Source organism: Sorangium sp. So ce1036 (assembly GCF_051369805.1).
In the GTDB taxonomy this organism is placed as follows: Bacteria; Myxococcota_A; Polyangia; order Polyangiales; family Polyangiaceae; genus Sorangium; species Sorangium cellulosum_F.
Genome location: NZ_JBBMOX010000002.1, coordinates 1,460,999 through 1,485,830 on the forward strand (window position 1 = coordinate 1,460,999; position 24,832 = coordinate 1,485,830).

At 71.1% G+C, this 24,832-nt stretch carries 21 protein-coding genes and 2 pseudogenes; 14 read left to right on the forward strand and 9 right to left on the reverse strand.

From position 1 onward, the window contains the following. Nucleotides 1-13: 13 nt before the first annotated feature. The 4 genes from WMF31_RS42385 to WMF31_RS42400 form a co-directional block, all read right to left on the reverse strand. On the reverse strand, nucleotides 14-3,688 hold the full coding sequence (locus WMF31_RS42385) for a hypothetical protein (protein WP_436607543.1): 3,675 nt from the start codon (nucleotides 3,686-3,688) through the stop codon (nucleotides 14-16). 433 nt (nucleotides 3,689-4,121) lie between these two features. Beyond that, nucleotides 4,122-5,384, reverse strand: coding sequence for a tetratricopeptide repeat protein (locus WMF31_RS42390; protein WP_436607544.1), 1,263 nt, complete (start codon nucleotides 5,382-5,384; stop codon nucleotides 4,122-4,124). Between the two features lie 5 nt (nucleotides 5,385-5,389). Further along, entirely contained in the window at nucleotides 5,390-5,578 is a 189-nt protein-coding gene (locus tag WMF31_RS42395; protein ID WP_436607545.1) for a hypothetical protein, read from the reverse strand. Between the two features lie 373 nt (nucleotides 5,579-5,951). Then, nucleotides 5,952-6,494, reverse strand: coding sequence for a hypothetical protein (locus WMF31_RS42400; RefSeq protein ID WP_436607546.1), 543 nt, complete (start codon nucleotides 6,492-6,494; stop codon nucleotides 5,952-5,954). A gap of 1,181 nt (nucleotides 6,495-7,675) precedes the next feature. Here WMF31_RS42400 and WMF31_RS42405 point away from each other — a divergent pair. After that, a pseudogene (locus WMF31_RS42405) lies at nucleotides 7,676-7,810 on the forward strand (thioesterase domain-containing protein); the annotation flags it as partial. A gap of 103 nt (nucleotides 7,811-7,913) precedes the next feature. Continuing rightward, nucleotides 7,914-8,147, forward strand: a complete 234-nt coding sequence (locus WMF31_RS42410; protein ID WP_436607609.1) for a hypothetical protein — start codon at nucleotides 7,914-7,916, stop codon at nucleotides 8,145-8,147. A gap of 1,022 nt (nucleotides 8,148-9,169) precedes the next feature. Here the strand turns inward: WMF31_RS42410 and WMF31_RS42415 are convergent. Further along, nucleotides 9,170-10,090, reverse strand: coding sequence for a LysR substrate-binding domain-containing protein (locus tag WMF31_RS42415; protein ID WP_436607547.1), 921 nt, complete (start codon nucleotides 10,088-10,090; stop codon nucleotides 9,170-9,172). A 170-nt stretch (nucleotides 10,091-10,260) separates the two neighbouring features. On the opposite strand from WMF31_RS42415, the gene WMF31_RS42420 reads away from it, so the two are divergent. From WMF31_RS42420 to WMF31_RS42435, 4 genes are all read left to right on the forward strand, one after another. Further along, nucleotides 10,261-11,094 carry an SDR family NAD(P)-dependent oxidoreductase gene (locus tag WMF31_RS42420; protein WP_436607548.1) on the forward strand — a complete coding sequence of 278 codons (834 nt, stop codon included), beginning with the start codon at nucleotides 10,261-10,263 and terminating at the stop codon, nucleotides 11,092-11,094. Nucleotides 11,095-11,123: 29 nt separating this feature from the next. Further along, a complete protein-coding gene (locus tag WMF31_RS42425) occupies nucleotides 11,124-12,182 on the forward strand; it encodes a Vgb family protein (protein WP_436607549.1) in 1,059 nt (352 codons plus the stop codon). Nucleotides 12,183-12,551: 369 nt separating this feature from the next. Continuing rightward, nucleotides 12,552-13,016, forward strand: a complete 465-nt coding sequence (locus WMF31_RS42430) for a transposase (RefSeq protein ID WP_436607550.1) — start codon at nucleotides 12,552-12,554, stop codon at nucleotides 13,014-13,016. A gap of 580 nt (nucleotides 13,017-13,596) precedes the next feature. Then, nucleotides 13,597-14,787 (forward strand): poly(ethylene terephthalate) hydrolase family protein, encoded by a 1,191-nt coding sequence (locus tag WMF31_RS42435; RefSeq protein WP_436607551.1) that lies wholly within the window; start codon nucleotides 13,597-13,599, stop codon nucleotides 14,785-14,787. A 25-nt stretch (nucleotides 14,788-14,812) separates the two neighbouring features. On the opposite strand, the gene WMF31_RS42440 is transcribed toward WMF31_RS42435, so the two are convergent. Together WMF31_RS42440 and WMF31_RS42445 are read right to left on the reverse strand one after the other, a co-directional pair. Beyond that, the gene (locus WMF31_RS42440) at nucleotides 14,813-15,646 is read right to left on the reverse strand and encodes a hypothetical protein (RefSeq protein WP_436607552.1); all 834 of its coding nucleotides are present in this window, start codon (nucleotides 15,644-15,646) and stop codon (nucleotides 14,813-14,815) included. Next, nucleotides 15,633-16,367, reverse strand: a complete 735-nt coding sequence (locus WMF31_RS42445) for a transposase (RefSeq protein ID WP_436607603.1) — start codon at nucleotides 16,365-16,367, stop codon at nucleotides 15,633-15,635. The genes WMF31_RS42440 and WMF31_RS42445 overlap by 14 nt, the downstream gene beginning before the upstream one ends. A gap of 498 nt (nucleotides 16,368-16,865) precedes the next feature. On the opposite strand from WMF31_RS42445, the pseudogene WMF31_RS42450 reads away from it, so the two are divergent. After that, nucleotides 16,866-17,084, forward strand: a pseudogene (locus WMF31_RS42450) (transposase domain-containing protein); the annotation flags it as partial. Nucleotides 17,085-17,413: 329 nt separating this feature from the next. Then, nucleotides 17,414-18,469, forward strand: coding sequence for an SGNH/GDSL hydrolase family protein (locus WMF31_RS42455; protein ID WP_436607553.1), 1,056 nt, complete (start codon nucleotides 17,414-17,416; stop codon nucleotides 18,467-18,469). 111 nt (nucleotides 18,470-18,580) lie between these two features. Here the strand turns inward: WMF31_RS42455 and tnpB are convergent, their stop codons facing one another. Further along, nucleotides 18,581-18,901 (reverse strand): IS66 family insertion sequence element accessory protein TnpB, encoded by a 321-nt coding sequence (tnpB, locus tag WMF31_RS42460; protein ID WP_436607554.1) that lies wholly within the window; start codon nucleotides 18,899-18,901, stop codon nucleotides 18,581-18,583. A 331-nt stretch (nucleotides 18,902-19,232) separates the two neighbouring features. On the opposite strand from tnpB, the gene WMF31_RS42465 reads away from it, so the two are divergent. Continuing rightward, nucleotides 19,233-19,664 carry an exonuclease domain-containing protein gene (locus tag WMF31_RS42465; protein ID WP_436607555.1) on the forward strand — a complete coding sequence of 144 codons (432 nt, stop codon included), beginning with the start codon at nucleotides 19,233-19,235 and terminating at the stop codon, nucleotides 19,662-19,664. 24 nt (nucleotides 19,665-19,688) lie between these two features. On the opposite strand, the gene WMF31_RS42470 is transcribed toward WMF31_RS42465, so the two are convergent. After that, entirely contained in the window at nucleotides 19,689-20,213 is a 525-nt protein-coding gene (locus WMF31_RS42470) for a MarR family winged helix-turn-helix transcriptional regulator (protein ID WP_436607556.1), read from the reverse strand. A 50-nt stretch (nucleotides 20,214-20,263) separates the two neighbouring features. Between WMF31_RS42470 and WMF31_RS42475 the strand changes: the two genes are divergently transcribed. The 5 genes from WMF31_RS42475 (at nucleotide 20,264) to WMF31_RS42495 (ending at nucleotide 24,821) form a co-directional block, all read left to right on the forward strand. Next, nucleotides 20,264-20,941: a DUF4336 domain-containing protein gene (locus WMF31_RS42475; RefSeq protein WP_436607557.1), complete on the forward strand. Its 678-nt coding sequence runs from the start codon at nucleotides 20,264-20,266 to the stop codon at nucleotides 20,939-20,941. A gap of 496 nt (nucleotides 20,942-21,437) precedes the next feature. After that, nucleotides 21,438-22,592 (forward strand): IS66 family transposase, encoded by a 1,155-nt coding sequence (gene tnpC / locus WMF31_RS42480; RefSeq protein WP_436607558.1) that lies wholly within the window; start codon nucleotides 21,438-21,440, stop codon nucleotides 22,590-22,592. Between the two features lie 42 nt (nucleotides 22,593-22,634). Then, entirely contained in the window at nucleotides 22,635-22,946 is a 312-nt protein-coding gene (locus WMF31_RS42485) for a hypothetical protein (RefSeq protein ID WP_436607559.1), read from the forward strand. A gap of 547 nt (nucleotides 22,947-23,493) precedes the next feature. Beyond that, the gene (locus WMF31_RS42490) at nucleotides 23,494-24,156 is read left to right on the forward strand and encodes a hypothetical protein (protein WP_436607560.1); all 663 of its coding nucleotides are present in this window, start codon (nucleotides 23,494-23,496) and stop codon (nucleotides 24,154-24,156) included. Nucleotides 24,157-24,260: 104 nt separating this feature from the next. Next, nucleotides 24,261-24,821 carry a cytochrome c maturation protein CcmE gene (locus WMF31_RS42495; RefSeq protein ID WP_436607561.1) on the forward strand — a complete coding sequence of 187 codons (561 nt, stop codon included), beginning with the start codon at nucleotides 24,261-24,263 and terminating at the stop codon, nucleotides 24,819-24,821. The last annotated feature ends 11 nt before the right edge of the window (nucleotides 24,822-24,832 follow it).

Below are 24,832 nucleotides of genomic sequence, written 5' to 3' on the forward strand. Positions count from 1 at the left end.
CTGGGGCGTGGTGCTAGTCTCGTTGCTGATGTGGCTGCTCGCCGTCCTCGGCGTGCTGTCCGTGGGCGGCTGGATCCATGTCCTCCTGGTGATCGCTGCCTCCTTCGCCCTGACCGGGCTGCTCCGGCAGATGCCCAGGCGACCGTCGCGCTGAGCCGGCGGGGTCCGCGGGGGCGCCCTGAGGCGGCGTGGTCTCCGGCGCGCTCGCCGCTTCCGGCGCGCTCGCCGCTTCCGGGATCCCGTCCTGGCAGCAGCGAATGCCGGTCGAGTAATCGAGGTAGCTCCTCGGGTGAGACGAGATGAGGGCCTCGCAGCCGGCGCGCGTCGAGCGCGCGTAGAAGCCGCCCGCGAACGCCCCGCCCGGCTCGTCGACCCATTCATCCAGGTTGCCGACGAGATCGTAGACCGCGTCGTTGCCCCAGCGGCTCGCGCACCGCGGGCTCGTGCCCGTCTCCCGGAGCAAGGGCTCCCGGGCGCTGCGCACGCGGTTCAGGCGGGGGTCCAGGTGGCCCGTCGAGGCATTGCCGTGGAGGATGGCCGCGGGGTGGCCTGCGCGGAAGACGTTGCACGCGCCCTCCTCGAACGTCTCGCCGTAGGGAAACAGGGTGTCGTCCTCGCCGCGGCAGGCGGTGACGAACTCGGAGGCCGAGCAGAGCCGCTTGCCGACGGCGGCGCAGGCGCTCTCGGCGACGAGGCCGGTCACATAGCCGCTCGGTCGCACCCCGAACCGGGAGCGGGCCGCGGCGGCGATGGTCCGGCCGCGCTGCCAGCCGGGGAGCAGCGGCAGCGGGAACGCGCGCGCATGGATGTCGCCCGCGCGCCGCCCGCCGGTCGACCATTCGGCGAGGGTGAGCTCGAGGAGGTTCGGGGTCGACGGGTAATCGGGCGAGAGCGCCTCTCCGGTGACGCCGTCGACGAGCATCGCCTCGAAGCGATCGATGCAGAAGCGGCCCCCGTCGACGGCGACCATGTCCGAGGGGCACGCGGGCGCGCCCGGCGGCGGGCCGGCGAGCGCCGCGACGGGCGCTGCCGCGGCGGAGGAGGGCGCGGCAGCGGCGGAGGGGGCGCCGGCGCCGGAAGGGGCGCCGGCGGCGGAGGGGGTGGCGGCGGAGGGGGCGCGTGCGCTCGCGGGCAGCGCGGGGCGCGCGATGCCCGCCTCGGCCTGCGCGTCGAGGTCGCGCACCGCGCTCCCGAACCACCGCAGGCTGCCGTCGGCGGCCCACGCGGGGTCACCCACGACGCAGGTGCCGGGGGCCGCGAGCTCCGGGATGGTCACGAAGACCCCCGGCGAGGGGGCCGGGATCGCGCGCCGCGCGGGCTGCCCGTCGACGCACAGCGCGCCGGTGTCGTCCGCCGGCCACGGCCGGGAGGCGAGCTCCGCGCCGTCATCGTCCAGCCAGACCACGTGCCGCCGGGCCGCGTCGCTGAGCAGCGCGCCCCCCTCGGGCAGGGCGACCAGCCGCACCGCGAAGTCGCCCTCGACGAGCGGCAGCGAGGTCTCGCGCACCGCGCCGGGCCGGCCGAGCGCGTCGATCGAGAGCGCCACGACCTGACCTGGATGCTCCGCGCTCACGCCGGCGACGATGGCCCCGCCGCCCCGGCGCTCGCACGCGTCGAACCCCGGGCGCACCGGCGACGCGATCGCGAGGGGGGCGCCGGCGAGGGACGCGGCCTGCACGGGCGTGGCCTGCGCGGGCGCGGCCTGCACGGGCGTGGCCTGCGCGGGCGCGGCCTGCACAGGCGTGGCCTGCGCGGGCGCCCCGCCCGGAACGCCGGGCGCGGAGAGCGCGCCCGAGGCGTCGAGCGCGGTGATCTGGAGCCGCTCGCCGAGCACCTCGAGGAAGAGCCCCCGCTCGCGGCCGCCGACGAGCACCGCGCCGCCGTCGTGGGCGCGCCCGCGCAGCGCGGGCACCACGAGCGGCCCGGGCAGGAGCCGCACCACGTCGGTCCTGGCCAGCCACCAGGACGCGCCGATGCGCGCGACGCGCCGCCGCTCCGCCGGGCGCTCCGGCTCGCCGATCGGTGGGCCCGGCGGTCCTCCCGGCCGCCCGGGGCCGAGGTCCGCCGGCGCCGGCGCCGCGACGGCGGCGACCTGCCCGCGCGGGTCGAGCCGGTGGAGCTGCCCCGCGGCGAAGGCGAGGCCCTCGCCGTCGGTCGCGAGCGCGCCCCACGCGATGCGCGCGCGCCGCGCCGGGAACGGATCCGGCTCGCGGCGCGGCTGCCCGTCGGCCCGCGAGGCCGAGAAGAGCTCGCCGGAGGTCGTCTGGAAGTACGCCCGATCGCCCGCCCACGCGGCGAGCCCGGGATCGTACGCCGGCTGCCCCACGGCGCGCCGCGCGCCGCTCGCGGCGATGCGCTCGAGCGCCCCGATCTCGGCCGGGGCGAGCGGGGTCGCGTCCACGAGGCGCGCCGGGTCCACGGCGCAGGCCGCCCTGGGGACGGCGCCCGCGAGGAGACGCTCCAGCGCGGGCGCGACGCGCACCGCCTGGCAGGCGCCGTTGCGGCCGGTGACGTCGACGTGGACCGAGCCCGCGCTGGTCGTCACGAGGCGCGGATCCTGGTGGCCGCGGAGGAAGCCGTACTCGAGGTCGCCTTCGACGACGACGGCGCGCCGGCCCGGGTCGAGCTTGCCGTCCTCCCCGAGGGAGGCGAAGGCGATCTGCGCGGTGCCGAGCCACGACGTGCGCGATTTCTTCCGGCTCGCCGCGTAGTAGAGCACGTCGATCGCGCCGGGCCGGCCGCCCGCGTCGATGAGGTCCATGCCGTGGAGCGGCGGCCGGAACCGCAGCCCCGTGGGGGACGACGCGGCCGCGATCCCGTCGGACGGCGAGAGCCAGCGGACGCGCACCTCGACCTCGGGCAGCGGGTCCGGCCGCCGCGGCCGGGGCGCCTTGCGCGGGGCCTTCTTCCTGGGCCTGGCCTCGCGCCCGCGATCCTCGCCGCGCTTCTTCCTGGGCGCCTTGCCGCTCGCGCCGGAGTCCCTGGCCGGCCGCTTCGACTTCGCGACGGTCGACTTGCGGGTGGGGGCCTTGCGCGCGGGCTTCGCGGCGGCGGAGGCCTTGCGCGCGGGCTTCGCGGCGGCGGAGGCCTTGCGCGCGGGGCGCTTCGCCGGGGCCGCGGCCTTGCCGCGCGGCGCGGTCTCGACGAGCTCGAGGAGCGCGACGCGATCGCCCACGGCGGCCATGGCGCGCGCGCGGGTCGGAGCGCACGTGCGCGACGTGGCCGAGGCCTCGCCGGGGGGGAGCGCCGTCACGCAGAGCTCGCCGTCCTGCGAGGTGAGCAGCGTGGTGGTGCCGTCGGGGGAGGAGAGGGCGCCGGCGAGGTCCTCGTCGACGAGCGGGTGCGGCGGTCCGAGCTCGCCGGTCCCGGCGTCGAGGCGCCTGACCCAGCCGGCGCGATCCGACGACAGCCTGGAGACGAAGAGCACCGAGCGGCGGTCGAGCGACGGCTCGATCGTGAACGGGAGCGGCTGCACCGCCGGCGTGCCGAGGGGCGTGCGGCCGGGGAGCGCCGCGCCGGCGAGCGTGGCCGCGGCGGCGCCGGTCGGGCGCGCTCCCACCGGGGCCGGGGCCGGGCTGCTGCCGGGAGCGTGCACCGCGGTGCCGGTCTGTGCGGGCGCGTCCCGCAGGGAGCCGCCGGAGCACGCCCCCGCGCCGCAGGCGAGCGGCACGAGCAGGGCAGGGATCACGGAGAGGGGGGATCGGAGACGGGGCATCCTTCGCACGCGTTCGGGCCTCCCTGCCCGCGCACGCGCGGACGGGGAGGCGAGTCGGGACCGCTATAGAACGGTGGGCAGGCAGAAACCCCAGGAAAATCAACGCGGAGGCTGGGAAGAGGGGAGGGGCAGAGACGAGCGGCCGGCCTCGCCACCCCTGCGGCAGGCTGCCGATTCACCGCCGTGAGGGGGGGACGCGCCCGGGGGAGCGACGGCGCGTGGGGGGGAGCTCGCGCGGGGCGCTCCGCTGTGTGAGCTTCCACGCGGCCGAAACCGCGGCACCGGGCCTCCGCCGGCGTTGCGGCCCGTCGCTGTCGTTGCGTTGCCGCGTTGTACGCCGTTCGCAACAGGTGAGATCCGCGTGAATGGCTTTGCGCGGGCTGTCCTCGGCGAAATTGACCCCAGATCAGGCGGCTGCGAGTGTCCGAATGGTGTGCTTGGCCATGGAGCGGCGAACCCGCCTGGCGGGAGGCTCGCGAGGTGGCTCCCATGACGGCATGCGAATGGATTTTGGCGTCTCCTCGGGAGTGGCCGAGGTTGCCTTGTAGGCGTTCAAATTCTTCATGATTCGAGGCTCCAGCGGGTCCTCGGCGATGGCCCGGCTGAAGCGTTCGAGCACGACCGCTGGACGCTTCCCTAGCTCTGCAGCGGCGATGGCCGACCACTCGAAGAACTGAGCCCGCGTCGTCGCGGTCGACGCGCGCGACACACCTTCGGCACAGAGCTGCTCAAGCCGCTCGAACCGGCGGCTGAGGAGCGCGTCATGCGCCAGATAGAGATACGGCCATGGCAGCGTCGTGCCCACGTCCGTCGCCCGCTGGAAATCCGCCAGCGCGGCGTTGCGATTCGTGAGCAGCTGGGCCATGCCACGGGCCACGAGGGCAGCATCGTGCTCGTGGACGCGGACGGCCATGTCGAAAGCCGCGATCGCCTTTTCCAGGTCGCCGAGGCGTTCGTAAGAGAAACCGCCGGCGATCAGGGCCGCGGCGCGTACAGATGGCAGGACCTCCTCGCAGGCGGCGCCTCTTTCGACGAGGGCGATCACGCGCTGGAAGAGCGCAGGAGCGTCGCTCGGCGGCGCTCCTTCCGCTCCGGAGAACAATAACGCTGCAGCGTGTAGCAGCAGGGTGGGCTCTGCATCCTCGCGCCGCTCGATCTCCTCGATGCGGCTGTACAGCCGCTCGCGCTCCCCGGCTTCTGCGAGCGCGGACATCGCCATCGCCGCGTAATTGGCACGCCGTCCCAGCTCGTACGCATGGTCGAAGAACTCCGCTCCTGCGTACGGGAAACCCAGCTCCTGCCAGCAACGGCCGAGCATGTAGATACGAATGTACTGGGGCATCGTAGCTGGCTCGATTTCCCTGAGGAGCTCGGCGCAGCGCGCGAAACGGCGCTTGAGCAGCGCAACCTTCGCCTCTTTGAGGAGCTCGACTCTCTCCTGCCTCGTCGCGTCGACGCGGCCGCGGGGGCGGCGCGCGCCTCCGATCTCGTAGAGATCTTCGGAGAGCCATCCGAGCCGGCCGCGCTCCTCGGTCGTGAGCTCGCTCCACGGCTCGTCCATCGCGTCGCGGATCGCGTCGGCGCCCTCGTCGTGCTCCGCCCGGATTTCGCGATGGAGCTCTACGACCAGCCGCTCGTAACGTCGTGCCGCTTCTGTTTGCTGCGCCATCTCCCCTACGCCTCGTCAATGAACCACTTCTCTTGAGTGTCCGCCAGCCTCTGCTCGTATTCCGAGAGCGGCATCGCAACGTCCGGCTCGACGACGCCATGCGAAACGACTCCTGATAACGGGTTCGGCTCCTTGTCAGGACAGAGCCTCAGCCCTGGCGCGACGGCCGCCGCACGAAACTCGCCATCACCCATGCAGAACACTCGATCCTCGTCCTTCCCGGATGCTCCTGGACGCAGGTGCCGCAGACGAGGGGGGCAACGGTGAGCTGGCAGCATCCCGAGCGAAGGCGCCACGGACATGCCCTTGCAGATGGGTCCGACGTTTCCCTGGGCGTCTGGAACGACGTCCTTCGCAGGAGGAGGGCGAACCCCCAAGGTCCGTGCCGTCTGGCCGATGGCCGGGAGCGCTGGATTATCCGCATCAGGCGTCATCGCTCGGTAGATACGCGGCATCGGCCGCAAGGGTAGCAGGGGCGTTCGGCGTGCACCACAGGGCGGCAGCGTCAAAGACACGGCGTGCGGTCGCCGCCGCAGTCCATGCCGTCCTCTCCGGCGTTCTTGACGCCTATCGGCGCACGAGGCCTCCTCGCACCTGCCCGCCCAGCAGACGCCTTGTGGACGGGGCGCACGTGCGCGACATGGCCGAGGCCTCGCCGGGGGAGAGCGCCGTCACGCAGAGCTCGCCGTCCTGCGAGGTGAGCAGCGTGGTGGTGCCGTCGGGGGAGGAGAGGGCGCCGGCGAGGTCCTCGTCGACGAGCGGGTGCGGCGGTCCGAGCTCGCCGGTTCGGGCGTCGAGGTGCCTGACCCAGCCGGCGCGATCCGACGACAGCCTGGAGACGAAGAGCACCGAGCGGCGGTCGAGCGACGGCTCGATCGTGAACGGGAGCGGCGGCACCGTCGGCGTGCCGAGCGGCGTGCGGCCGGGGAGCGCCGCGCCGGCGAGCGTGGCCGCGGCGGCGCCGGTCGGGCGCGCTCCCCCCGGAGCCGTGGCCGGGCTGCTGCCGGGAGCGTGCACCGCGGTGCCGGTCTGTGCGGGCGCGTCCCGCAGGGAGCCGCCGGAGCACGCCCCCGCGCCGCAGGCGAGCGGCACGAGCAGGGCAGGGACCACGGAGAGGGGGGATCGGGGACGACGCATCCTTCGCACGCGCTCGGGCCTCCCTGCCCGCGCGGCCGGGGAGGCGGGTCGGGACCGCTATAGAACGGTGGGCAGGCAGAAACCCCAGGAAAATCAGCGGGAAGGCTGGGAATCTGGGAGGAGCGACGGAGATCTCGCTGTCTCGACGCTCTCCTGAGCAACCCCGGATATGTCACCGCTGGAATGCGCCGGCCGGCGTGCGGCGGCGCGTGGAGGGACGCCGGCCGGTGTGCAGCGGGGCGTGGGGGGCGCCGGCCGGTGTGCAGCGGGGCGTGAGGGGACGCGCGCCGAGTTGCAGCGGCGTGTGGAAAACGTGCTGCCGCATTGCCGGGTCATCGCGATCTCGATAGCCGGGTCTGATGGGAAAAGCCGCATTTCTCGCCCGCCGGCTCACGCCGAGCGGGTGCATTGTTGCAGGTACCAAGCTCGCCGCTCACCGGGAGGCGTTGAAATCTCCTGGTCCAGGTCCATGCCGAGTACGACGACGACAAGGACGAGACCCATGCGCTCCTCCGCGACCGGCTGCTCTCTCCGTACGAGGACGCGGCGGAAGAAGCGCGGCGCGCCGAGCCGCGGGCCCGCGCCGCCAACGCCAGGAAGAAGACCGAGGCCGAGTCCGAGTCCGAGTCCGAGCCGATCGGATAGCGCTGCTCGGCGCCTGCCCGCCGGCAGGCGGCCGGGAATCCCACCCATCGCGCGAGGACGACGCCGTTCGCCGGTCGCCTCGTGACACCGTTGCAGTCCCGCCGCTGCAGTCCTGCCGTTGCAGCCACGATCCCAGGTGACATCTCTCTCGGGTTCGAGGGAAACGTCGCCGGTGAACCTCGTGCATCCTTTTTTCGGCTCCAGCGCACGATTCTGCAACAATCCGGGGGACCTTCCCGGAACCAGGACGGATGACGGAGTCCTGTTCATGTCCGGCCCGCTCCTCGTCCGTCACCGGATCCGGAGGATGAGGCGCGCCGCGCTGCCGCTCGCCGCATCGCTCTTCCTGGCGGCGCCCGGGGCGCTCGCGCAGGTCGCGCCGGGCGGCGCGCGCCTGTCCTACACGCGGGGGCCTGGCACCGAGGGGTGCCCCGAGGAGCCGAGCCTCCGGGAGCTCGTCGCGAGCCAGCTCGGCGGGGTCGACCCGTTCGGGCACGACGGCGCGGCTCGTGCTCTTCGGGCACAGCCTGGGCGCCCTCATCGCGCACGCGACGGCGGTGGAGCTGGAGCGGCACGCCCTGGGCCCCACCCGCGTGGTCCTGTCCAACCCCGCCAACGTGATCACCGTCCAGCGGGATCTCACGCGGGAGCAGCTCCGTGACAAGGAGTTCCTGACGTGGCTGGCCAGGTCGATCGGGATCTCCATCGACCGCGAAGGCGGCCGAGGGCGAGGCCACGCGCCGCTTCTTGAAGACGTTCGGAGACCAGCTCGCGTGGACCTACGACTTCGATCTGCGCTGGAGGGTCTCCTGCCCTGTCGTCGTTCCTTGCGGTCGAGACGACACGACGCTCCACGCCGAGAGCCTGGAGTTCTGGAGGTGCAGCGGGGGAGCGCTGGACGAATGGAGCTTCGCGGGGGCCCACGACTACATCCGTCAGGAGTTCACCGGGGTCATATCCAAGATCATGGCGCGTAGGTAAAAGAAGCCGGATCGCAGCGCGAAGAAGTGTAGCGCAGCAACCCGAAAGGGTGGGACCACGAGCGTCGTGATGGCTCGGTCCTGGGTCGAAAGAGCGTGGTCCGGGCGGCGCCGAGCGCGCTACGGGGGCGCGTCGGCGTGCCGTGGCACACGTGTCCGTCCGGGCGTTGGTCTGGCCCGGGAGGCGCGTCGCGAGACGCTCTGCGGCGTCACCGGGCGCCTTGCGGCGCAGAACGGTGCATTTCCAGTACGGTGGCCCCCGGTTGGGAGAGCGTGCTGGAACATGGTCGGCTCGCCGAGCGCGGAGAGGAAGCGGACGATGTTCCGGGGCTCGGTCACCATGGCGACGAGCTTCATCCGCCCCTTGCAAGCTGGGCACTCGAGGACATCGATCGCAAATGTGCGGCGCAAGAGCTCGGCCCACGGTCGATGGCCGCCACGCTTGCGTTTCGGAGCGGCGTCATCGTCCGCCTTCATAGGCTCTTCTGGCTTCGCAGGGCGCGGTCCGATGCGCTTGCGCCATGGACTTGCCGAGGCGAGCACGCCAGCGTCCTTGACGGTGTGAAAGCGCGGCGGCGGGACGCTGGCCGCGAGGCGGCACAGGAGCGAGCTCGCTGGCGCTCCAGGAGGCCGTCGCCGCGGGGATCGGCGCGCACTTCCTCGCCTGCATCGCGGCGGACGGCGACCCGCGGCTCGCGCGCATCGGCCCGATCGACCCCGCCTTCGACCGCGACCTCTGGCTGCTCACGCTCCCCGAGCTGAAGAACGTGAACCGCATCCGCGCGTTCATGGATCACATGGCCGAAGCCCTGCCGGCTCGACGCCGTGCGCGCGCGGGAGCTTCTCCGGCCTCCGGGGCCCCGCGCTCCCGGTCGGGCGATGCTGGCCGGAGCCGCGCCCGGGCGACTCGCGAGGGCGCGCGCCCCGCGGTTCGGGGGTCCCGATCTGGAGTGCTCCGAGGGCGGCTGGTCCGGCAGGACCTCGCTCGGCGGCGCGTCGACATCGAGCCTGGCCGGGAGCCGATCACGACGAACGCGCGCCGGCCCGCTCCCACGGCGTGCCCGCATAACGCTCTGCGAGGAACGAGACGAACGCCTTCACCTTCGACGGGACGAGGCGCCCCGGTGGATGTACGGCGAAGATGCCCGTATCGGGGACCGACCAGTCGTCGAGCAGCCGGACGAGCCGCCCGGCGCGCAGGTCCTCCGCGATCAGGAACGTGGCCAGCACGGTGACGCCGGCGCCCCCCACCGCGGCCAGCCGCAGCGCCTCGGCGTTGTCCGCGACGAGCGCCGGGCGGCCGCGCGCCTGCACCTGCTCCTCGCCGCGGTGGAGCGTCCACTGCTGCCCCTCCGCGGAGAAGCTGAAATAGAGGCACGCGTGCTGGGCCAGGTCCTCGGGCTTCGTCACGTGCTTCCGGCCGCGGAGGTACGACGGGGCCGCGCACAGGAAGCGACGGTTCGTGGCGAGCCGGCGGACCACGAGGCTGGAGTCCGTCAGGGCGCCGATCCGGATGGCGACATCGAAGCCCTCCTGGACCAGGTCCACGTAGCGGTCCATGAACGAGCACTCCAGCCCGATGCGCGGGTAGCGGCGCAGGAAGTCCGGGAGCAGCGGAGCCACCTGGGACTGCCCGAAGAGGTTGGGCACGGCCACGCGCAGCCTGCCCCGCGGCTCGGCGGCCAGGCCAGAGACGAGCGCATCGGCGTCCTCGACGCGGGCGAGCACGTCCGTGCACCGCTCCAGGTAGAGCGCCCCGGCCTCCGTGAGCGACACGCGGCGGGTGGTGCGCCTGAGGAGCGCGGTGCCCAGCGCGGCCTCCAGCCGGGCGACGCGCCGGCTCAACGCGGAGGCGCTGATGCCGAGCTCCTGCGCCGCGGCCGCGAAGCTCAAGGCGCGCGCCACCGCGGAGAAGCAGAGCATGTCCTCCAGCCGATCCCGCATCGCCGCTCGATCCATGCGCCTCCCGATCGTTGCACGCGGCGCAAGAGTCTAGTGCAGCGCCCCGCGATGATGAGACGCAACGCGCGGGTTACGAGTGCCACCATGCACCGGGGACGCGACGGCCGTCCGGGCCGCGCACGTCCTCCTTCACTTCGGGAGCTCGATACACCATGGCGGATACGGATGTCTCCACGACATTTCGGGGGAAGGTCGCCCTCGTCACGGGGGCCGGGAGCGGAATGGGCCGCGCCGCGGCCGTGACGTTCGCGCGCGCGGGGGCCGCGGTCGTCCTCGCCGGGCGGCGGCGGGCGGAGCTCGAGTCGGTCGCCGCGGAGGTGGAAGCCGCCGGCGCGCGGGCGCTCGCCGTGCCCACGGACGTCTCGAAGGTCGAGGAGGTCGAGCGGCTCGTGCGGGCGACGCTCGAGCGCTTCGATCGGCTGGACGCGGCCTTCAATAACGCGGGGGTAGAGGGCGCCTTCGCCCCCATTCACGAGCTCGCGCCCGAGGACTTCGATCACACCTTCAACATCAATGTTCGAGGCGTGTGGCTGTGCATGAAGTACGAAATGGACGCCATGCTGCGCTCGGGCCGCGGCGGGGCCATCGTCAACAACTCTTCATGGCTCGCGCACGGCGCCCTCCCGGGGGCCTCCATCTACTCGGCGAGCAAGGCGGCGCTCGACGGGATGATCCGCGCGGTCGCGCTGGAGGGAATGGCCCGGGGCGTGCGCGTCAACAACGTCAACCCCGGCATCATCGACACGCCCATGCTGCGCCGCCTCCTGACGGATGAGGCGCTCGGGCCCTTCCTCGCGCACTCGCCTGCGCGCCGGCTCGGCAGCCCGGAGGAGGTGGCCGACGTGGTGCTCTGGTTGTGCTCCGACGGGGCGCGCTTCGTCACCGGACAGAACCTCCTCGTCGACGGCGCATACGCCATCGCTGGTCACCGTCCCCCGGGCGCTCAAGCGATCCTGTCCACCCCCGGCGCGGCGTCGGACCGATGAGCCGCCTTCACCCGGGTACGACCCGCCCCATGCGCGCGCTGCTCCTCGCCGGAGCCCTCCTCGGGCTCCTCTTCGCCGTCGCCTGGCTGTCTGGCGCGCGCGAGGGGGAGGCCGCCGGCCCCTTCCGGATCGCGATCGCGCCCCTCGCCCAGGCGAAGGCTCACCGCGAGCGCGTGCCCCTGCCCGCGGGCTTCACGTACCCGAACGGCATCGCCCACGCGGAGGATGGGACGCTCTTCGTCGGCTCGATCGCGAGCGGCCGCATCCTGCGCCGTGCCCCGGGGGGCGGATGGTCGGCGCTGTTTCCCGGTTCCGAGGAGATCTTCTCCGCCACCAGCCTTCGCCTGGATGCGCCACGCGGGCTCCTGTGGGGCACGTCTCCTGACGTCATGGGCCTGCTGCGCCCGGACGGCTCGCTGGGGCGGCGCGCTCCGCGACTCTTCTCGCTGGATGCGCGCACCGGCGCGGTGCGGCGGATCGTCCGCCTGCCGGAGGGGGCCATGGCCAACGACATCGCCATCGCGCCGGACGGCGGGCTGTATGTAACGGACAGCTCCCGGGCCTCGGTGCTCTACCTGCGTCCCGGAGGTGAGCGATGGGAGACGTACGTGTCCGACGCGCGCTTCAAGGCCCAGGGGGCAGGGATGGCCAGCGTCGGACCGGCCGGCATCGCCCTCTCGCCGGACGGGCGGGCGCTGGCCATCAACACCCACGGGCCCGGGCGGCTCTTCCTCGTGCGCGCGGGTGCGGCGGGCGCGGCCCCCGCCGTGAGCGAGGTCCCGCTGCCGCGCCGGCTGGAGAACCCGGACGGGATGCGCTTCGCGCCCGATGGACGGCTCCTCGTGCTGGAGGGAGCGACGGACAGCGGCGACGGGCGCGTCGTCCGCATCGACGTGCTCGGGGAGGCACCCGGGCCCAGGGCCATCGAGGTGCTCGCCTCCGGATTGGAGTCCCCCGTCAACCTCACGGTGGAAGCGAATGGCCGGGTATGGATCACCGAGGCACGCCTGCGCGACCGGCTGCTGCGGGGCGCCGCAGCGAAGGCGCCGGACGCTTTCTGGGTGACGTCGATGGACGTCGGAAAGTGAGGGGGGGTCGGGTGAGCGGGCTGCTCAGGAGCGCGGAGCTGCACATCGGCGCGCAGGTAAAAGAAGCCGGATCGCAGCGCGAAGAAGGGGAGCGCAGCCAACCGAAAGGGTGGGACCACGAGCGTCGTGATGGCTCGGTCCTGGGTCGAAAGAGCGTGGTCCGGGCGGCGCCGAGCGCGCTGCGGGGGCGCGTCGGCGTGCCGTGGCACACGTGTCCGTCCGGGCGTTGGTCTGGCCCGGGAGGCGCGTCGCGAGACGCTCTGCGGCGTCACCGGGCGCCTTGCGGCGCAGAACGGTGCTTTTCCAGGACGGTGGCCCCCGGTTGGGAGAGCGTGCTGGAACATCGGTCGGCTCGCCGAGCGCGGAGCGGTGAGCATCGAGGGCTACGACGACGAGGGGCGCGAGCGGCTCGTCCGGTATTGCGCGCGTCCCTGCTTCGCTTTGGAGCGGCTCAGCATCCTCCGCGACGGTCGGGTGGCCTATCAGGTGAAATACCCGCGGCGAAAAGGAACGCATCGGGTGATGACGCCGATTGTGTTTTTCGCGAGGCTCGCCGCGCTGGTGCCGCCGCCGCGCCATCCGCTGGTGCGCTACCACGGTGTGCTCGCGCCGCATGCGAAGCAACGCAGCCTCGTGGTGCCGAAGGCGACGGGGAAGGCGCGTAAGGGCGAGCAGCGCGCCGGAGCTGATAGCGCGGGCAGCGATGACAAGATGTTGGATTCGTGTCGGAGGGGATCTCGGTCCGGCATCTTGATCGGCTGCTGGATGGGCTCCTTCTGGCGACGTCGCCTCGCGTCGAATGGGCGAAGCTTTTGCGGCGGACTTACGCAGTAGATGTTCTCGCGTGCCCGCGATGCAGCGGGCGGATGCGACTCGTGGCCGCGATCACGGACAAGGCGACGGCGAGGAAGATCTTGAGCCACCTCGGTCTGTTCGCCGAGCCGCTGGAGTGCCGCGCGCGGTACCCGGCGGACCCCGCGTGACGAAACTGAAAGGGGAGGGACGCTGCTCGACGACGTGGCCGGGGGGAGGTCTGCACCTGAGGTGCGTGCGCCGGCCATCACGCCGCGCCGCGAACCGCGACGGCGGCCGTTTGGACGAGCTCAGTAGTGTACAGCTATACGGCAAGATGCCTTCCGCTTGGTGCCAGTAGTGTACAGCCATACGGTAGGATGCCTTCTTGGTGCGACGTCGCGGTAATCGCAGGCGTTTCACGAGTGGAAGGCCTGTCTGATCGCATAAGGCCCGTTCTGTCGATAAGCTCGTACAGTCGGACTGCACGAGCCAGGAGCGGCTCCGAGAATCTTGACTTTGCGGAACGCGTTTGCTCGTCCTATCCGCCAAAGCGCTTGACGACGCTGAGCGGCTGGGCGAGGACAGAGTCACCATGAGGCGTTGGCTACTGGCTTTGGGCGTGTACGTTTCCACCGTGGCGTGTGGTAACGGATCGAATGGGGACGCTGCCGCGAGCGGGGGCGCGGTTGGCACGGACAGCGGTGGGACGGGCAGCGGGGGCACGGCCTCCGGTGGTGCGACGGGCTCTGGGGGAACGGCCGAAAGCGGCGGCGCATCCAGCGGCGGCGTATCCAGTGGTGGGGCTGGCGGCTCGGCGTCGGGCGGCTCGAGTGGGGCCACGGGTGGCGCGGCTTCGGGCGGGCAACCGGGCAGCGGCGGCCAAGGAAATGCCGGAAGCGGCGGCACGACCGGAAGCGGCGGCTCGACCGGAAGCGGCGGCTCGACCGGTAGCTGCGTCGGCGACCCGTTCCCCACGGCCGATCCTACCAAGACGGGCCCCTTCTCGGTCACCGCAGACAAGAACGTCGGCCCCCTCGCCGGCGTCGTTCCCGATCCGATCTATGGGGACGAGCAACAGCGCTTCAACGTGTACCGCCCGAGCAATATCGCAACCAGCGGCCACTGCCATCCGATCCTGATCTGGGCCAATGGCTACCGGGACAATCCGGAGCAAAAACCGCCGAAATGCGTCGTCAACGCCGGCAGCAATCAGTGGTGCGGACAGTACGGACCGATCGTCAACCATCTCGCGTCCCACGGTTTCGTCGTGGTGGCTTCTCTCAGCACCGCGACCGCCGAAGGCAATCCTCTTCCCACGACCGCGGGCCTCGACTGGATCTTGGAACAAGCCGAGGATGCGAGCAGCCCGTACTATCACGCCCTCGACACCACGAAGATCGGCCAGCTTGGCCATTCCTATGGGGGCATGTCGACTTGCAAGACGGCCTCCGATCCCCGTTTCTCGGCCCTCGGCACGATTTGCGGCACCAGTGCCCTCGAGGGAGTGCACACCCCCATGTTGTTCTTCTGCGGGGGGAACGACTCCACGGTGAAATGCAGCGGGGTCCACGATGTCTTCAAGACGGTCACCGATCAGCCCGCGTTTTTCCTCAACGAGCTCAACGCGGATCACGGTAGCTGGGTCTATCAGGGCGCAAATGGCGTGTCCCTGTCGTCGGCCGCGGCCTGGTTCCGCGTTCATCTGATGGATGACACAGCGAACAGGAACTTCTTCTACGGCGACAACTGCAAGTTCTGCACCGATGGCCGCGTGCAAGCAGAGCAGAACGCCCTGATGAAGGTCCCCTGAGCGACGGGGCCGATCTGGCTAGGCTTCACTGACTCACGAACGTCGTCACGCTCATGGCTTCGAGGGCCATCGGGAGCGTGGCGTCCGTTACGGTGACGGGAGTTCCTTCGGCCCAGTTCTTCGAAGCGGCGGTCACGAAGGGGACCATCGCGCTTGGCGCGGTGCCGCCTGCGAAGGCGAGGGGAACGGTCTGGGCGGAGGTTGTCTCGTTGATGGCGACGACGACGACGACTTTGCCGCTGTCGTTTGTGTAGGCGCTGACGAGGACCTTTTCCGGGAAGACGCCGGTGACGGCGACGCGGTGGTAGCCGGGGCGAATGTAGCGGGTGAAGTTTCCGAACGTGTAGAAGCGCTTGGTGGTGACGCTGCCTGACTGCTGAATCAAGCCTTCGTTCGCGGTGTTGCCCGAGTACCACCACCAGAGCCAGGCGTTGGCTTCGCCGACCACGAGCGCGCTGTGCACCCAACGGGCGATGGCCACGCCGTCCTCGATGGTGTTGCTCGGTCCCTGTTCCGGCCACCACTTCACGCCGGACATCTCGGTCTGCCAGACTTCCTTGTCGCCCCGAGGCGGGACATCGTCCGGCCAGGGGTAGGCGACCTGAGTGTCAACTTGGTGGGTCCCGAGGATGTCGAAGGCGGCCCACGCGTCCGGGTCGGCAGCGAGCGCGTGCCCATCGTCGTACCCGCCGAAGTCCGTCGTGCAGTGCTCCGCGATGGGATCACCATTGAAGCCTCCGCATTCGAGCGGATCGGAGCTCGGCAGGCCCGAGGGTTCCGAGCAACAGGCCGACTCGTTCGTCCGTCCGGGCGTTGGTCTGGCCCGGGAGGCGCGTCGCGAGACGCTATGCGGCGTCACCGGGCGCCTTGCGGCGCAGAACGGTGCTTTTCCAGGACGGTGGCCCCCAGTTGGGAGAGCGTGCTGGAACATCGGTCGGCGTCACCGGGCGACTTGCGGCGCAGAACGGTGCATTTCCAGTACGGTGGCCCCCGGTTGGGAGAGCGTGCTGGAACATGGTCGGCTCGCCGAGCGCGGAGAGGAAGCGGACGATGTTCCGGGGCTCGGTCACCATGGCGACGAGCTTCATCCGCCCGTTGCAAGCTGGGCACTCGAGGACATCGATCGCAAATGTGCGGCGCAAGAGCTCGGCCCACGGTCGATGGCCGCCACGCTTGCGTTTCGGAGCGGCGTCATCGTCCGCCTTCATAGGCTCTTCTGGCTTCGCAGGGCGCGGTCCGATGCGCTTGCGCCATGGACTTGCCGAGGCGAGCACGCCAGCGTACTTGACGGTGTGAAAGCGCGGCGGCGGGACGCTGGCCGCGAGGCGGCACAGGAGCGAGAGCGGATCCATGTCCACCGCGACCGTCCCGTCAGCGAAGGCGCGCTTGAGCGAGCGTCGCACCAGGCCGTCCTGCTGCGGCTCGACGCGCTCCTTTGCGATCGGGGGTCGCAGCACGTAACGCAGCAGCGCCTCCCTCGCCGCGGCATGGTGCGCACCGGCGCGCGTCGCTGCGTGCAAGGTGAAGCCATCGAGCGCCGCGCACAGCGGCTTGTCGTATGCGAGCGCGCTCGGAGAAATAAGCCCCGTCTAGAGCACCGATCACGTTGAACAAGCGAGAGCTCAACCGCCAAGACACCAAGGACGCCAAGATTTGATTCTCTCCTTGGCGTCCTTGGTGTCTTGGTGGTTCGTGTTTTTGCACTTTTCAGATGGTTTCAACCCGTTTATCGCCCTAGGAAGACCACGTGCAGCATGGCATTTCCGGGCGCGGCGTGCGTCTCGGCGCTGATCGACCGCTTCGTCCAGCACTGCCATATCCTCGACATCGATGCCGGCTCGTGGCGGTAGAAGGAGTCGCTGGCCATGAGCGAGGCGCGCACCAGGCCGAGGGCGGAGGTCGCCGAGCCGCCTGCGCCCGCGGCAGCGAAGCGGCGCTGACCCGGGCGAGATCGGGTCAGATCCCCGCGGCGCCCGAGGGGCAGATTCCCGTGGGCGCCGCGGTCATTTCTCTGCGGACGCGAGGGTCACGTCTCCGCGGATTGTCGCCGTTAGATTCCTGCGGATCTCCGAGGCCACTACACAGGCTCCGACAAGGGCGCTCAGCGCCTGGCCATCGGCTACACGATCTTCGGCTCGTGCCGGACGCACGGAGTCAACCCGCTCGCCTGGGCGACGGACGTCATCGGCAAGTTGCAGGCGGGCTGGCCGCGCGGACGGCTAGACGAACTGCTGCCCGACGCCTGGGCGAACTCGTTGCTCGCTGCTCCGAGCGCCGGCGACGCCGACGCGACCTGAACCACGCGCGCTTTGGTCGGCGACACACGTAAAGGCCACCTCACCGGGCCCTCTTTCAGGACCGCCTGTGCCCGCGCCGAGTCGTGGGCCGATGCCGCCCCGCGCCCAACATCGTCGACCCCGGCGAGAGCCGCAAGGGGCCGTGCCCACGGCGATGGTCGGGTGGTTACGGTGTAACCGCCGTTCGCGCTCGGGCGCTGCGTGGCCGCGAAGAGCGCCGCCGTCCAGACGCACTTCCTCTCGCGATAAAATCGTTCAACGACAGCGGAGCTTCGATAAGCTGCGCTTCACAATCGCGGTGGAGCACGCGATTGTGCTATGCGTAGCAAATGCTCGTACACCGCCTAAAATTCTCTTCTTCCGCCGTCCTCGCGTGTGTGGTGCTGCTCGTCGCAGCGTGCGGTGAGGGTGACGACTCGCCGGGCACGACGACGGGCGGAACCGCGAGCACGGCCAGCTCCGGGACCACGAGCGGCAGCGGGACAGCGGCGGGTGGCGGCGGCTCGCCCGGCAGTTCCGGCTCGAGCGCAACCAGCGGGGGCGGCGCGGCGGACGGCGGTGCAGGAGGCACGGCCGGCGGCGGCACCGGGGGCGCCGGCGGAGCGGGCTCGGGTGGCATGGGCGGCGTAGGTGGCATGGGCGGCGCATCCGACGGGGTCGGAGGTACCGCGGGCGACGGAGGTGCCGCAGGGGGCAGCGCTGGCGCGAGCGGCGGCCCGGCATTCCAGCCCTGCCCGGAGAGCGGCCCCTGTAAGATCATGCCCTTCGGCGATTCAATCACGCAGGGTTTCAACGTCGCCGGCGGCTACCGCGCCCCGCTGTTCCACCTCGCGCTCGAAGCGAACCGCGACATCACCTTCGTCGGTTCCGCCAGTGATTACAGCGTGCCCATGGTGGACGGAGTGCCGTTCCCGAGGAACCACGAGGGGCACGGCGGCTGGACGATCGAGGGCAACAACGGCATCGCGAAGCTCGTGGACACCAGCATTCCGAATTACCAGCCCAACATCATTACGTTGATGATCGGAACGAACGACATCAACGGCAACATCAACGTTGCGGATGCACCGAATCGCCTGGGCAAGCTGCTCGACTCGATTTTCATGCGTGATCCGAACATCCTCGTGGTGCTCGCGCAGATCGTGCCGTCGAGAACGGACGGCACGAACAACGCCATCAAGGCCTACAACGCGGCCATGCCCGACCTGGTTTCGACGCGCGTCGGCAAGGGGCAGCACATCGTGCTGGTGGACATGTACACAGCGTTCACCGACGACACGAACTACAAGCAGTCCCTCCTCGCCGACAATCTCCACCCGAACCAGGCAGGGTATAACCGCATGGCCGAGGTTTGGTTCCAGGCGTTGAGTCCGTACCTCCGCTGAAATCGAAAGGCGAACGCCACCAACGCTCGAGCAGATTCGCGGAGCACGCCGTTCGCGCCGAAATCGAGGAGCTCGCGGCGTAACCCCGGCGATTGGTTCGCCCCGGCGCAATCACCTCGCCTGGTATCGAAGACGAATGGCAGCACGACGCGGCTTCCGCTCGGCGAGCCGACCGATGTTCCAGCACGCCGTCCCAACCGAGGGCCACCGCACTGGAAAAGCGCCGTTCTGCGCCGCAAGGCGCCCGGTGACGCCGCATAGCGTCTCGCGACGCGCCTCCCGGGCCAGACCAACGCCCGGACGGACACGCCCGCAGAGCGGGCCGGCTCCGAAGCGCTGAGAAACCAAGACCGACAGCCCATCAAAGCTCTTGCGCAGGTCCGTGGGCTCGGCTGCGACGTACACCCGCACCGACGGCGGCAGCGTCAGCATGGCGTCTCCTCGGCCGCGAGCGCCGGTACCTGCTCGAGCGTGGCCGGGTCGAAGCCCGGCCGGACCCGCACCACCCGCCCGTTGGGCAGCGCGATCTCGATCGGCTCCGGCACGGCGGCCGATGCGGCTCGATCGACGCGACGTCGTCCGTCGTGGTCGAGAGGCGCGCGACCTTCTGCGCCACCGCCGCGAGCGAGCCGTGCTCGGCGACGAGGCACGCCACGTGATCCCCCCAGGAGAACCCCGCGGGGGCGGCGTGTCCGGATTCGTGTCCGGGTGCTCGGGCCATCGCAGCCCCAGACTACCCGCAACGAATTCAAGGAGAAAGCCGATGTCTTCCCCCACCCACTACCTCGTCGTGGACCTCGAGGCGACGTGCAGCGATGACCCCGCATTCCCCCGAGACGAGATGGAGATCATCGAGGTCGGCGCCGTGCTCGTCGACGCCGGGACGCTGCGGCCCGCCGCAGAGCTGCAGCGCTTCGTGCGCCCGATCCGCCACCCGCGCCTCACCCCTTTTTGCACGCGGCTGACCAGCATCCGCCAGGCCGACGTCGACGCCGCGCCGCGCCTGCCCTCGGCCGTCGCCCGGCTGAGAGAGCTGGTGCGCGGCAAACAGGCGCTCTTCTGCTCCTGGGGCGATGACGACAGGCGGCAGCTCGAGCGCGACGCCCGCCGCCACGGCGTGGCGCTGCCCTTCGGCCGCGAGCACCAGAACCTCAAGACCACGCCGTCCTGCCGTGACCACGCCGTCCTGCCGTGACCACGCCGTGAGCGGCGCCGCCCGTCACCGGCGCTCCGGCGGCGCCCCCTCGCGCTCCGGCGCTTCCGGCGGCTCCGGCGCCTCCAGCGCCGCGAGCAGCGCGGCGAGCCCCTTCTTCAGCGAGGCCATCTGCTTCTGACCCAGCGACCGCGTGAGCTCCTCCTCGAGCTCCTGCAGCACCCCGAGCCCGTGGAGGAGCGCCTTGAGGCCCTGGGGCGTGAACCGCACCCGCTTCGCCCGCCGGTCGTCCGGGTCCGGCGTCCGCTCCACGACGCCCATCGCCTCCAGCTCCTCGACGAGCTGCCCCACCGCCTGCTTCGTCACCCGGGCGCGCTCCGCCAGGTCCGTCAGCCGCGTCCCCTCGAGATCGATGTACGGCATCAGCGCGGTGTGCGCCCGGCGCACCCCGGGCGCGCCGCGCCGGGCCACGCGCGCCACCGCCCGCTCGTCGAGCAGCCGCGCCGAGCGAAGGAGGAGCTGCCCGAGGCTCGCGCGCTTGCGCCGCTCGAGCTCGGCGACGTCGCTGGGATCGAGGTCGTTCTTCGTCATGATGGTCAAGTTGCTTGACTAAATGGTCAAGCAGCTTTACCAATTGGAGCATGCTGAAACAGCTCGATCAAGCCCTCTGGGCCGCCGAAGACACGTTGAAGCTGCCCGGAATTCACTTCCCCGTGCGATCTCCGGTCGTGCGCCTTCAGGGCGGCGGGCTGGTCCTCTTCTCGCCGCTCCCGAGCGTGGAGCAGGCGGCCGGCGAGATCCGCGCGCTCGGCGAGGTGCGGGCGATCGTGGCGCCGAACCTGATGCACCACCTCGGCCTGGCGCCGGCGGCGCGGCTGTTCCCGGGGGCGCGGCTGTACGGCCCGCGCGGGCTCCGCGACAAGCGCCCTGACGTGACGTTCACCGGCGCGCTCGACGACGCGCCGGACCCGCTCTGGTCCGCGGAGATCGACCAGGTGGCGGTCGGCGGGATGCCCAGGCTCGACGAGGTGGCCTTCTTCCACCGGCCAACGAAGACGCTGTTCCTCTGGGATCTCTGCTTTCACATCACGCAGAGCGACCACTTCCCGACGCGCCTCCTCATGCGCCTCAACGGGGCATATGGCCGGTTCGGGCCGTCGCGCGTCGCGCGCTCGCTGATGCGCGATCGCGCGGCGGTGGGCGCGGCGGTGGAGCGGATGCTCGCGTGGGCGCCGGAGCGCATCGTGGTGGCGCACGGCGATGTCGTCGAGCGCGGCGGGCGGGCCGCGCTGGAGAGCGCGTTCGCGCGGGTGCTGTGAGCGCCAGCGGCGCGGGCGCCGCGGCGGCGCCCTTCACCGATCGGACGCGGGACCTGGTGATCACCGACAGCAACCCAGGGTCGCGGAACTTCGTCAGGTCACAAGCAGGTCACACGCCAAAAAAGACACGGCTCTCGCCGTGTCTCTGTGGTGGAGGCGCCGGGAATCGAACCCGGATCTGAACCGATGAGCAGCCTGCGCGAGAGACACGGCAGACGCCGCGTCGGACGCGTCGGAGCGGTGTCAGAGGCCATCGAGGGTTCGATTCCTCCCGTGCCCTCTCGTGCTCTCTCGTGAAGTCTCGTGTCCTGACGTCGGGGCACACGAGGTCACACGAAGACAAACGAACTCATGACGATGCTCGTAAGCTCGGGTCGGAGCCCCCCTCCGGGCCAGCGCACGGCTCGCCGTAGGCGCGGTGACAGCGCGGACATGATTGGGTCCTGGATTACCGGTTGACGCCGGCTTCCAGCAGGAGGACGGTGACCATGGGGGGGTGAAGCATGGGCCACGGGCCGAAGAGGCAGGCGCGGTAACACCCGAAGCGTGCCGGCGTCGCGGCACGGCTCTGGCGGGAAACGACCCCGATCCTCACCGTCATCAGGTGGTCGAGATTCCGAGGGCGAAGGCGACCGTCGAAGAGTTCCAGCTGCATGCACTGAAGTGCGACAGGTGCGGGATCTCGACGCGGGCGACGTTGCCGCCTGGGGTCCCGACGAGCTCGTTCGGGCCGCGCCTGCAAGCCCTGGTCGCGGTCTTGAGCGGCGCCTACCGCCTGTCCAAGCGCGCGATCGACGAGCTGGTGGGAGACGCGTTCGGTGTGCCGATCGCCCTCGGCAGCGTCTCCAACCTGGAGCAGGCGACGAGCGAGGCCCTCGCGGCACCGGTCGAAGAGATCGCCCAAGCCCTGCCCAAAGAATCGATCGTCCATATGGACGAGACGGGGTGGCTCGAGCAGAGTAAGCGGGCCTGGCTGTGGATCGCGGTGACCGCCCGGATGGCGTTGTTCGCCATCCGCCATAGCCGCGGCGCGCACGTGGCCAAGGAGCTGCTCGGTTCGGCGTTTTCGAGGATTCTGATCTCGGACCGCTGGACCGCCTATGCGTGGGTCGACACCCAGCGGCGACAGCTCTGCTGGGCGCACCTGCTGCGTCAGTTCCTCGGGTTCCAAACTCATGGCGCTGAAGCGAGCGCCATTGGCCGCGCGTTGGAGTTGCTCACCGAGACGATGTTCCACCTCTGGCATCGAGTGCGCGACGGCACGATGACGCGCAGGGAGTTTCAGAAGCGCATGGGGCCCCTGCGCAACTATGTCATTGCGCACCTACGTGAGGGCGCGGGCTGCTCGCTGCGCGCCGTTGCAGGTCGATGTCGCGAGATACTGGAACTCGAGCCGGCGCTCTGGACCTTCGTCGATGTTGAAGGTGTTGAGCCGACGAATAACGAGGGAGAACAGCGCATTCGCCACGCGGTGATGTGGAGAAAGACCAGCTTTGGAACCGATAGCCCCAACGGCAGCCGATTTGTCGAGCGCATCCTGACGGTCGTGACGACGCTGCGGATACAGAAGCGCAATGTACTCGACTACCTGACCGATGCTTGCGAAGCGAATCTCCACGGCCGGCCGGCGCCCTCCTTGCTCACCGCCTGACGATCCCCCGCTCACACGTAGTCCGGTCGGTGAACGCTTACGATGCTCCTCCTCGGGCTGGTCACCTTCGGCGTGGCCGTGCTCGGCCTCCGCGCCCTGCTGCAGCGCCGATGGGGGCGCGGGAGGACGCTCGGCCTCATCGCCGTGGCGGGAGGCGTCGCGAGCGGCGTGTTGCCCGCGGTGCTCGCGTCGGCCGTCGCGTCGGGTAGCATCGACCCCGTGCACAAGGCCCGCCTCCTGGTCGAGAGCTTCACACGGGTGCTCAACTGCGGCGTGGCAGGGCTCCTCGCTCTCCCGCTCGGGAGCATGGTGGCGCTGATGAGCTTCGTCGGCGGGCGGAAGTCGCGCCGTTAGCCCCGGGCGTGGGCACCCGGTGAGGCGCGCAGAGCGTGCACCGCGGTGCCGATCCAGAGGCGCGCACGCCCGCCCGTCGGGCGGCCGGAACCCGCGCCCGTGCCGCAGCGGCCAGCGGCGAGGGCCACACAGCGATCACCAGGACCGGCGCGCGACGACGGCATCTCCTGCGCGCGCGCCCGGGCCAGCTCGCAGCGCGGTCGCTCGGGGCGGCCGTCGAGCTCCCGAGGGCCCTCGCCCCGAGGGCCCTCGCGAAGGCGCCGTGGCTCGCCGCGGATGCTCACTCCCGCCGGCACGGCATCTGCAGCTCGCGACCCGGTCAACCTGGGTCGAGAACCTGGGTCGGTCGGTCCGCTCAACCTGGGTCGGTCCGCTGGGTCGGTCCGCTCAACCTGGGTCGGTCCGCTCAACCTGGGTCGGTCCGCTCAACCTGGATCGGTCCGCTGCTCAACCTGGGTCGGGCCGCTCAGGCCGGGTCGCTCAACCTGGGTCGGTCCGCTCAACCTGGGTCGGGTCGCCCCGTGCAAGCACTCTCCAGGAGGCCTCCATGAATTCCGCATTCTACCGTCCCCTCCGTGTGACCCTGGGCGCCGCCGCGCTCCTCGCGCTCACTGCCGGGTGTGGCGGCGAGCGGCGGCCCGCCCAGCCGGTCCCGCCCACCCCGCCGGCCGGCCGGACCCCGCCGTTCGAGTCCGAGGTCCCCTACGAGCGCGACCGGCAGCCGCCGCCCGGCGCCCGCCGCGCCCCGATCCCCGGCCCCGGCGAGCCCGGCTGGCGCCACGCCGAACCACCTCGCGGCGACTACGACGACGACGACTACGACGACGACGACATGTCCGTCGCGAGCGAGCGGCAGATCTGCCAGGTGATCGCGGACTCGGCGAGCGTCAGCGCGCAGGACATCCCCGGCGGCGTGCAGCTCGTGCTGACGCCGACCCCCGGCACCGACACGGAGTCGCTCAATCTGCTCGCGCGCGAGCTCCAGTCGCGCCTCGGCGAGCTCAGCGCCGAGCCGCAGCCGCCGCCGTACCACGCCTCCTCGCGCTGCCCCCTGTTCGACATGGCCCGCATGGGCGCGAGCGCCAGGGTCGTCGAGGCGGCGGACGGCATCCGCGTGATCTTCACCGCCGAGGACACGTCCGGCGTCCACACCGTCCGCGAGCAGGCGCGCCGGTTCGTGCAGTCCGCTCGCGAGGGAGAACTCCGGTAAAAGTGTTCGACGCAGCGGGGGCGCCGCCGGACGGCCTCGGGCCGCGCAGGTGGCGCTCGACCGGTCGTGGCCCGCGGGCTAGCCTGGGCGTGAAGGGTTCCACGATGAGCAAGAAGCTGGACGAAGAGTTGGCCCAGGCGCTGTCCCTCGCAGAGCAAGACACCCCGGCGGTGGTCAAGCCGGCCGCGGCGAGCCCTCCGCCGAAGCCGCGCCCGTCGCGCAGCATCGGCCTGCTCGCCACGCTGCTCGTCATGGTCGGCGCGCTGGTCGCCCTGTTCCTCGTCGGCTTCAAGGAAGCCGCCGTCTACGCGACGCCCGTCGATCAGCTCCTCGCCGCCAAGGACAAGCTCGCCGGCCGCAAGGTCCGCGTCGAGGGCGAGCTCGTGCCCGGCACGCTGGTCAAGCGCGACGAGCCCTGCGAGTACCGCTTCCAGATCCACGGCACCCAGGCCCCGCTGCCCGTCCGCTACGCCCAGTGCGTCATCCCCGACACCTTCCGCGACGTCCCGAGCGGCGGCGTCCAGGTGACCGTCGAGGGCACGCTCACGCCGGAGGGCAACTTCGAGGCGAGCCTCGTGATGGCCAAGTGCACCTCGAAGTACGACCCGAACACGCACGAGATCAAGGGCGGCGTCGCGGCCGAGGGCCCGCTCTCGAGCAACTGAGCCGGGCCCGC

What these genes read in the sequence shown, in the direction of transcription:
- WMF31_RS42390 (WP_436607544.1), bottom strand. Translation starts at nt 5,384, where the DNA reads ATGGCGCAGCAAACAGAAGCGGCACGACGTTACGAGCGGCTGGTCGTA.
- WMF31_RS42395 (WP_436607545.1), bottom strand. Translation starts at nt 5,578, where the DNA reads ATGGGTGATGGCGAGTTTCGTGCGGCGGCCGTCGCGCCAGGGCTGAGG.
- WMF31_RS42415 (WP_436607547.1), bottom strand. Translation starts at nt 10,090, where the DNA reads ATGCGGGATCGGCTGGAGGACATGCTCTGCTTCTCCGCGGTGGCGCGC.
- WMF31_RS42420 (WP_436607548.1), top strand. Translation starts at nt 10,261, where the DNA reads ATGGCGGATACGGATGTCTCCACGACATTTCGGGGGAAGGTCGCCCTC.
- WMF31_RS42425 (WP_436607549.1), top strand. Translation starts at nt 11,124, where the DNA reads ATGCGCGCGCTGCTCCTCGCCGGAGCCCTCCTCGGGCTCCTCTTCGCC.
- WMF31_RS42455 (WP_436607553.1), top strand. Translation starts at nt 17,414, where the DNA reads ATGCTCGTACACCGCCTAAAATTCTCTTCTTCCGCCGTCCTCGCGTGT.
- tnpB (WP_436607554.1), bottom strand. Translation starts at nt 18,901, where the DNA reads ATGCTGACGCTGCCGCCGTCGGTGCGGGTGTACGTCGCAGCCGAGCCC.
- WMF31_RS42465 (WP_436607555.1), top strand. Translation starts at nt 19,233, where the DNA reads ATGTCTTCCCCCACCCACTACCTCGTCGTGGACCTCGAGGCGACGTGC.
- WMF31_RS42470 (WP_436607556.1), bottom strand. Translation starts at nt 20,213, where the DNA reads ATGACGAAGAACGACCTCGATCCCAGCGACGTCGCCGAGCTCGAGCGG.
- WMF31_RS42475 (WP_436607557.1), top strand. Translation starts at nt 20,264, where the DNA reads ATGCTGAAACAGCTCGATCAAGCCCTCTGGGCCGCCGAAGACACGTTG.
- WMF31_RS42485 (WP_436607559.1), top strand. Translation starts at nt 22,635, where the DNA reads ATGCTCCTCCTCGGGCTGGTCACCTTCGGCGTGGCCGTGCTCGGCCTC.
- WMF31_RS42490 (WP_436607560.1), top strand. Translation starts at nt 23,494, where the DNA reads ATGAATTCCGCATTCTACCGTCCCCTCCGTGTGACCCTGGGCGCCGCC.
- WMF31_RS42495 (WP_436607561.1), top strand. Translation starts at nt 24,261, where the DNA reads ATGAGCAAGAAGCTGGACGAAGAGTTGGCCCAGGCGCTGTCCCTCGCA.